This is a genomic window from Corallococcus sp. AB049A (genome assembly GCF_003668885.1).
Taxonomy (GTDB): Bacteria; Myxococcota; Myxococcia; order Myxococcales; family Myxococcaceae; genus Corallococcus; species Corallococcus interemptor.
In genome coordinates, this window is record NZ_RAWL01000828.1 from 1 (window position 1) to 994 (window position 994).

The window sequence follows — 994 nt, forward strand, 5'->3', positions numbered from 1 at the left end:
TGGTGGAGGGGCGGGTGCAGGTGGAGGCTTCGCAGGGACATGCGCTGGTGCCGCGGCTGGTGGAGGCCTTCCCCCCGGGACGGTTCGCCTCCGTGTCGCTGCGCCGGCCCACGCTGGCGGACGTGTTCCTCCAGCTCACCGGGAAGGCGCTGGGGGCGGATGCGCCCTCGCCCACGCCCGCGCCGAGGAAACGCCGATGAGCGCCGACATCCCCGTGTCTGTTCCGTCCTCTTCCCCGGTGGAAGCCGCGCCCGCCGCACCGGCCCACCGCCGGGAGCCGGGGACGCTGGCGCTGCAGTGGGCCACCGTGTGGGTGCTCCTGTCGCGCGACGTGGTGCGCTTCTTCCGCCAGCCCAGCCGGGTGGTGGGCGCGCTGGCGCAGCCCATCCTGTTCTGGTTCGTCATCGGCTCCGGCTTCGCGGGCTCGTTCCGCGTGGAGGGCGCGCAGGGGCTGGGCTACCAGCAGTTCTTCTTCCCGGGCGTCGTCACCATGGTGGTGCTCTTCAGCGCCATCTTCGCCACCATCACCGTCATCGAAGACCGCAAGGAGGGCTTCCTCCAGGCGGTGCTGGCGGGGCCGGGCTCGCGGCTGGCGGTGGTGCTGGGCAAGGCGCTGGGCTCCTCCAGCATCGCGCTGATGCAGGCGTCGCTGTTCCTGCTCTTCGCGCCGCTGGCGGGCGTGGACGTGAAGTCGGTGGACTATGCGCTGCTCGCGGCGGTGATGGTGCTGTCGGCGCTGGCGCTCACCGGCATGGGCATGGCGCTCGCGTGGTGGGTGAAGTCGAGCGCGGGCTACCACGCGGTGATGAGCCTGGTGATGCTGCCCATGTGGGTGCTCTCCGGGGCCATGTTCCCGGTGAAGGGCGCCGGGCCGGTGCTGTCGTGGGTGATGACGCTCAACCCCATGCGCTTCTCCGTGGAGGGCGTGCGCCGCGCGCTGTACGGGGCGCAGGCGTCGCTGGCGGTGGGCTCGCAGGGCGGGGCGACGGTGGGG

At 72.4% G+C, this 994-nt stretch carries 1 protein-coding gene and 1 pseudogene; both read left to right on the forward strand.

Features of this window, described 5'->3' with window-relative positions; all coding sequences use genetic code 11:
* Window positions 1-200 (forward strand): annotated as a pseudogene (locus tag D7X55_RS39695) (ABC transporter ATP-binding protein); the annotation flags it as partial.
* A partial coding sequence (locus D7X55_RS39700; protein ID WP_121725708.1) for an ABC transporter permease occupies window positions 197-994 on the forward strand: 798 nt, incomplete at its 3' end. The pseudogene D7X55_RS39695 and the gene D7X55_RS39700, both read left to right, overlap by 4 nt.